Here is a 6,731-nt window from a genome sequence, read left to right as displayed (position 1 = left end):
CGAAGGCTGAAGCCAGCATCCGACTGAAGTCGGAGGGTTTGCTCCTCACTTGGGACACTGAATTAGCGGACATCAATCCGGCCACGGAAAATCCCTTTGAATATTTCGATTCAACCTCATAGTCGCGGGGAACAAAAGGATAAGACGGGGCCTTGTGGGGCAAGATGGTGGCGGCCAAAGTAGGCATTGCCCCAGCCCAGAGTGCTCGACCTTTATTTTCGCGGTCGCCCCATAGGTCGCCGTGATGCACCTCGGCCAAGCGCTTTGCCTCCTTGCCATTCCGCCGATGTTTCACCGCCACGATGATCGCCACGCCCTGTCTAATGTCGAACACATTCTTGTCGGGCGAACCGTCGGGACAGACTTCCTTTTTCTTGGAGTTGCCGTGCAGATCGAGCACATAGATGCGATCAAAACTCTGCATCAACTGCCAGCGCATCCCGCGAAAAGTGGGGTTGTCCAGATAGCCGTGGTTGGTGATGAACCCCAGAACCCCTTCGCCGTTTTTCTCGATCATGTGTTCAGCGAAGCGAATAAATTTCACATAGTCGTCGTTGATCCACTTGGGGTTGCGTTCCTGCAACTTGTGAACCCCGCCGGGTTCCTTCTTGTAGGCTTCCATCAGCCCCATGATCCAGTCGCCCTTATTGGCGCTTTCTCCTGAATAGGGCGGGTTGCCGATCACGCACATGATGGGGCTCTGGCGCTTTATGTCGCTGGCGGCCTTGGCCTCATCGGCGATGGCGCGAGACAGGCCGAAAAGGGTCTGTTCCACCCGTTCGCCTTCCTCCAAGCTGTTGGTCAGGTAAACGCCAAGACGCGGCGGCGTTGCCGATGGCTTGTAGCCCAGCCGGGTCAAGATCATGTCCAGCTTCATGTGGCACATGGCATAGCTGGCCATCAGCAGCTCGAACCCGTGCAGGCGCGGGATCAGGTCACGCTCGACATAGGCGGATAGCTGGCCGGGGGCGACGCCCTTGATCCGGTCGGAAACCAGTTTCACCACTTCGGCTAGAAAGGTGCCGGTCCCGGTGGCGGGGTCGAGAATCTGGACGCGGTGGACTTCCTTCCTGATATGCGCGGGCTTGCCGGTTTTCGGATCGTTCTGGCCGGTGTCCCAATCCACGGTGACCTTGCTGGTATCCGCCAAGCCATCGGCCAGCCCGAATTCGGTTTTCAGCATCTCGTCCACCGCGCGCACGATGAAATTCACCACGGGTTCGGGCGTATACCAGACGCCCCGCGCCTTGCGCTTGGCCGGGTTATATTCGGCCAGAAAGTCCTCGTAAAAGTGCAGGAACGGGTCTTGCCGTGCGGTGATCTTGCCGAAATTGCGCAGCACCTTGTCCATGTCGGTGGCGCAAAACACATGGCACAGTTCATCGATCACGCGGCGCAGGCGTTCGTCCAGGTTAGGACCGGCGATGTAGATAAACAGTTCGCGCAGGAACGGGTTGGTCTTGGGCAACAGGTCCAGCGCCTCGGCACGGGTGAACGTGTCCGGCGTGTCATCGTGCAGACGTGCGGCGAACAAGCCATAGGCGATGGTTTCGGCGTAGATGTCGGCAAATTCTTCCACGGTGATGTCGTGGATCAGGCTGGTCTTGAAAGCCTCATACTGGCCGATCAGGTCGGTTGCGTCGCCGGTGGCTTCCTTGCCCTTCATGTCGGCGACCAGCGCGCGGCCCATGATGTCCTTTATGATCGCCGCCTTGCCCGCCATCATCGCCGCCAGCCTTGCCGATGACGTGACGCTCAGCGGAGTAACATGGGCAAAGTCGCGCAGCCGGTTTTCCAGAACAGGGAAGTTTTCGGCCCGCGCAGGCAGCGTCGGGATCAGGTCGGCGATGGTGATGAAATCGACAGATTCACCATCGCGGATAAATTCGAAGTCCAGCCCGTTGGTATAGATCAGGTTGGGCAGGCCCTTCTTGTAGCGCTCTTTCTGGGCCTTGCTGTAATCGGTGGCGGCGAATTTCCGCACGTCCTTGCCGATGTCCTTGGCCTCACACCAGCCGATGGCAACATCACCGCGATTGAACACGAAGTCCGGCGCGCCAACGTCGGTTAGGTGCTTGGGTTCATTGATGACGGTCAACGCGGGATCGATGGAGCCGAACAATTTGGCCAAGGCGGGGCGGAAGCTGTGTTCGGTCGTCTGGCCACTGGCGTAGAGTGCGCGAATTTCACCGACGTAACCTTGAATATCCACGCGCTATTGCCCCTCACATTCAATCGGGGTCTAACGGCCTTCAGCCGCGACGAGCAAGCATCCTTTTCTTGGCTCTTGTCGATGGTGGATGGAACCCGCAAACGGGGAACGCCGATGTCGGTGAAATCGCATTACACGATCGACGGGCAGCGCTGGCTGCGGATCGGCGCGGCCACGACGTTACTCGGAACGAACGGGGCCACGATAAAGAAGTGGATGGGAGACGGCACGCTGGAATGGCGGCAGTTGCGAGACAACTCCCCGACCCTGCTTGTCTCCGAACGAGACGTGCTGCACCTGCGCGCCAATCGCGACGTTGCACGGAAAGGAAACTGCGAAACGCGCCGCCGCAGCCACGCGGTCCGCCGATGAAACCGGCCGTTCGATGCGCCGAACTGCGCCGCCGTCCGGTCATGGCTCCGGCGTGTTCACCCGCACTTGGGACCCGGCACCGCTGCCCCTTCCCATATCGGGCCGCGATAAGCCCGATCCAAACCGGCCGTGATTCGCTGTCATTAGGCTGGTATCGCTACCCCGCCTTCTTCCCGGTCAGCGGCACGACATTGCCCGATCCAGCGGCTCCGCCCGCACAGAACCGCCCCCAAGCTCCCATCAGCTTGACCCGCGCGCCCGGCTGGCCCGGCGTGCCCAGATACGTCGTCCGGCGATAGGCGGCCTGCACCGCGTCGGGCGTCTTGTGTGCCAGCGCGGCTTCCACCACGGCATCGGGAAAGCCCTCGTTCGCGGCCCAATCGGTCAGAGCGGAGCGGAAGCCGTGGACATGATACGGCTCGCTCATGTCGCGCAGCACCTTCAGCAGGGTCATGTCCGACATCGGCTTGCCCGTCGCGCCGGGGAAAACAACGTCGCTACCCACCATCCGCAAGGCGTCGGCCTTTGCCAGAACCGCCAGAGCCGCGTCTGACAGCGGGACCATGTGCGCCTTGCCCCGCTTCATGTGTTCGGCGGGAATCGTCCACAGACGCGCCTCAAGGTCAAATTCGGCCCATGTCGCCAGCCGCACCTCTTGCGAGCGCGTGCCGGTCAGGATCAGCAGGTCCAGCGCCAGCCGCCCGAACGATGGCTTGCGCCGCAACGCGATGAAAAATGCGGGCAGTGCGACATAGGGCATAGCCTTGCGGTTCTCCCGCGCCTTCACCTGCCGGGGCAGGCCGCGCCCCGCTTTCAGGCTGCCATTGCCGGACGGGGCTTCGCGTGAACGCCAGCCCTTGGCATGGGCATAATCCAGCACGGCGCAAATGCGGTTGCGCACCTGCCGTGCGGTTTCGGGGATTTCCTGCCAGATCGGGGTCAGCACGGTGATAATGTCGGCAGCGGCGATTCCCCCGGTGGGCAACTCGCCCAGCTTGGGGAAGGCGTAGTTTTCCAGACTGGCGAGCCACTGGCGGGCATAGACGGCGCTTTTCCAACCCGCCTCGTTCTCGGCATGATACTGGCGCGCGGCCTCGCGGAACGTCACCTTGGCGGAGGCTTCGTCCTTGCGCTCTGCCAGAACGTCGCGCTTTTCGACCTTGATGGCTTTGCGCAACTGCCCCGCCTTTTCGCGGGCCTCGGCCAGTATCAGCAGTTTAGCGCTGCCCAATCCGATGTCCCGGCGCTTGCCGTCTTGCTGGAGCCGCACCAGCCACGAAGCCGCGCCGCTTTTCCCGACCTTCAGGAACAGGCCGTCGCCATCCTGATAAGTGCCCGGATTTGCCAGAGCGGCCTTGACCGCCACCGCAGAAAGTTTGCCCATTTCGTTCCCCACACTTTCGCAGGCTACGCAAGAGCATCAGAATGTGGGGAAGAGCGATTCTCTCCCCACACCTTCCCCACATTCAACGCCGGTTGCACGCGAACGGCAGCGAACGAAGGCGGCTCTGGGGCGACAATACGCTAGGTTTTCCGGGACTTCTAGGGACTTCGGCGAACATTCGCGGAAAGGCCGGTGGTGGACAGGGCTAGTGTCGGATTATCTTTTGAGAACCGAACTGTGGTTTGGCGAACCCAATTTTGAGCCCCACGCAGGACTGCGGGACACCGATCCATTTGGCGAACCTCACTAACCTCGTTCGCGCATAGAACCGCATAGCGCAGATCGCCGCGCTCCCCATCCGACCATTTGCGCAACGATAGCTTGAAGCTCGCCCCTTTACGTCGATAAGGCAGACATTGGGCATGCGCCTCGCAAATGGGTAATTTTGGTAATATTGTCGGTTTTTCATATAGTTATTAGGTAATAAATTGGTCACTTAAAAGTAATGAGATTACCACCTCGAACAGTAATTTCATTGATCACGAAAACCCATATAAAACAATGCGATAGGCAATCGAGGTAATAAATATTACTGGATATTACCTCCGACGGCAGGCCGCACGAATGGCGAAATTTCGCCACTTTTGGCCGTCCGCGAAGGTGAGATTACCGATATTACCCCACTGCGAGACATGCACCCGTCCGCAGTTTGCGCGACATCGGTCAGAGATGCATAATTCTCGATGAAGAAGCCGAAAGCGAGGTGTGGGGGCGAGCGCGGCGCGCGGGGTCGAGGGGGCAACCACCGGTCCGCCCGGCCTGTTCGATGTTCTATTTTTGTTCTACCTCGGTCGAATGCGAATCGATCGCCTCACCCGCCTTGCCCTTCGTGTCCTCTACGACGCCGCTGCCGAGGCGGAGGGCGGTGCCCCGCAGCGCACATGGGGGCACCGCCTGGCGTTGGCCTGGCTGGTCGAACGGGGCGTAGCCGACCAATGGCAGGCCGCCGCGTTCTGGCGTGACCTGGCGATGGAATGGTCATGGCAAGAGCACGATCACATCGCCCGATATGAGCAGACCACCGGCCTGCACGGCGCTCTGACCAACTGGAGCCTGCGCCTCGGCATCGAGCCGCTAGACCCCGTCCAGCTCAAGCACCTGACGCGCCGCTATCTGCCCGACCTTGAACACGACAGCGGAACGCCCCAGAACCCATCCATGTGCAACCGCTATTCCCCCGGCGATCGCCAACGCATCGAGCATCATTTCTCGGCCCGCCGGCTGCGGGAATTCAACGCCGGCCCGCCGATCGTTCACCCGCGTGAGCCGGGCTGGGTCGTCCGGGAAACAGAGGGCACGCGGATACTCGAACAGATGACGTGGGGCTTCCCCGTCTATCTGCGCGGCAAGTCAGGCCAGCCCCTCAAACCCAAGCCGACGAACAATGCCCGCTTCGACAAGCTCGGCAGCTATTGGAAACGCTGGGCGGCCAACCCGGAGCATCGCTGTCTGATCCCTGCGGCGGCATTCGCCGAGGCGGTCGGCCCGGCCGGCGCGATGACCACGACATGGCTATCGGTAAAGGACGAACCGCTGTTCGCCTGGGCCGGCCTTTGGCGCGAGACCGATGAGTGGGGTGCCTGCTACACCGGCGTGATGACCGACAATGCAGTGGAACTGGCCGCCATCCACGATCGCTGCCCCGTCATCATCGATCGGCAGGATTGGGCGACCTGGCTCCACGCGCCGCTCGAAGATCTCTATCGCTTTGACCGGCCGCTGCCCGCCGACAGGATGCAGGTGTTGCCCACCAGCGTCCTGTGGAAGGCCGGCGGCAATGAACTCCCCGCCGGCCTCGGCATCAGTTCGTGATGATCAGCTCACCCGCAGCGGTCGCCTTCGCGCCGCCGCCGACGGTGTAGGTCAGCCGTTCCGACCGCATGTCGAAACCGGCGAATATCCGCCGCACCTCTGGGTGATCGTTGAGCGAGAGGATGAAGCGCCCGCTGATGTGGCGCAGTTGCGCGGCCATCAGCGCGAACTGCTCACGATCGAACATGTCGCGGCCGTAATCCCTCTCGCTGCCGTAATAAGGCGGGTCGAGGTAGAACAACGTATCCGGCCGGTCATACCGGGCGATGAATTCCGCCCAGGGCAACCGCTCGATCACCACCCCGGCCAGGCGCTCGTGCACCGCCTCGATCATCGGTGCCAGCTTGGTCACATCGAAGCGCGCGGGCGTGCGCGGATCCACGCCGAACCCGCGCCCCGTCACCGTCCCGCCGAAGGCCAGGCGCTGCAGGTATAGGAACCGCGCCGACCGCTGCAGGTCGGTCAGCGTGGAAGGATCCTGCCGCAGCAGCTTCTCGAACCCCACCCGGCTCGTCACCTGCCACCGCAGCATGTCAAGGAAGGCAAGATAGTGGTGCTGGATCACCCGAAAAAACGTCGCCACGTCTTCCGACCAGTCGTTGATGATCTCGGCCTTGGGCCGCAGGCCACGGCGCAGGAACACGCCGCCCATGCCCACGAAAACCTCGGCATAGGTGCGATGCTCGATCATGTTGATCAGCGCGATGAGGCGCTTTGCGAGGGCGCGCTTGCCACCGATATAGGGTGCCAGCGGCCTGACGGGATGGACCGGCTCGAAAGCCGGAAGGGGATTCGACTCCATCGTTCATGTTCTCTAATTGTTCCCTTGCCGATTCGGCAGGCGGGATGGTCTCCGAGGCGGGACCGGTCGGGATCATGACGAGCGATGTT

Annotated in this window: 5 protein-coding genes; 2 read left to right on the top strand and 3 right to left on the bottom strand. The window is 61.5% G+C overall.

Going from position 1 to position 6,731, the window contains the following annotated elements:
* Nucleotides 1-2,122, bottom strand: a 2,122-nt coding sequence (locus tag IE122_RS08835; RefSeq protein WP_229813928.1) for an Eco57I restriction-modification methylase domain-containing protein, incomplete at its 3' end; no start/stop codon positions are given.
* Nucleotides 2,123-2,146: 24 nt separating this feature from the next.
* Between IE122_RS08835 and IE122_RS08830 the strand changes: the two genes are divergently transcribed.
* Nucleotides 2,147-2,584 carry a hypothetical protein gene (locus IE122_RS08830; RefSeq protein WP_189620806.1) on the top strand — a complete coding sequence of 146 codons (438 nt, stop codon included), beginning with the start codon at nt 2,147-2,149 and terminating at the stop codon, nt 2,582-2,584.
* 157 nt (nt 2,585-2,741) lie between these two features.
* Here the strand turns inward: IE122_RS08830 and IE122_RS08825 are convergent, their stop codons facing one another.
* A complete protein-coding gene (locus IE122_RS08825) occupies nt 2,742-3,968 on the bottom strand; it encodes a tyrosine-type recombinase/integrase (protein WP_189620779.1) in 1,227 nt (408 codons plus the stop codon).
* 855 nt (nt 3,969-4,823) lie between these two features.
* Here IE122_RS08825 and IE122_RS18355 point away from each other — a divergent pair.
* The gene (locus IE122_RS18355) at nt 4,824-5,840 is read left to right on the top strand and encodes an SOS response-associated peptidase (protein WP_229813926.1); all 1,017 of its coding nucleotides are present in this window, start codon (nt 4,824-4,826) and stop codon (nt 5,838-5,840) included.
* On the opposite strand, the gene IE122_RS08815 is transcribed toward IE122_RS18355, so the two are convergent.
* Entirely contained in the window at nt 5,830-6,642 is an 813-nt protein-coding gene (locus IE122_RS08815; protein ID WP_189620778.1) for a DNA adenine methylase, read from the bottom strand. The genes IE122_RS18355 and IE122_RS08815 overlap by 11 nt on opposite strands.
* Nucleotides 6,643-6,731 lie beyond the last annotated feature (89 nt).

Origin of the sequence: Novosphingobium colocasiae (assembly GCF_014652555.1) — a bacterium.
Classification (GTDB): domain Bacteria; phylum Pseudomonadota; class Alphaproteobacteria; order Sphingomonadales; family Sphingomonadaceae; genus Novosphingobium; species Novosphingobium colocasiae.
This window is presented reverse-complemented; position numbering and strand designations above follow the sequence as displayed.

Coding starts and splice junctions, on each gene's coding strand:
- IE122_RS18355 (WP_229813926.1), top strand. CDS start 4,824: ATGCGAATCGATCGCCTCACCCGCCTTGCCCTTCGTGTCCTCTACGAC.
- IE122_RS08825 (WP_189620779.1), bottom strand. CDS start 3,968: ATGGGCAAACTTTCTGCGGTGGCGGTCAAGGCCGCTCTGGCAAATCCG.
- IE122_RS08815 (WP_189620778.1), bottom strand. CDS start 6,642: ATGGAGTCGAATCCCCTTCCGGCTTTCGAGCCGGTCCATCCCGTCAGG.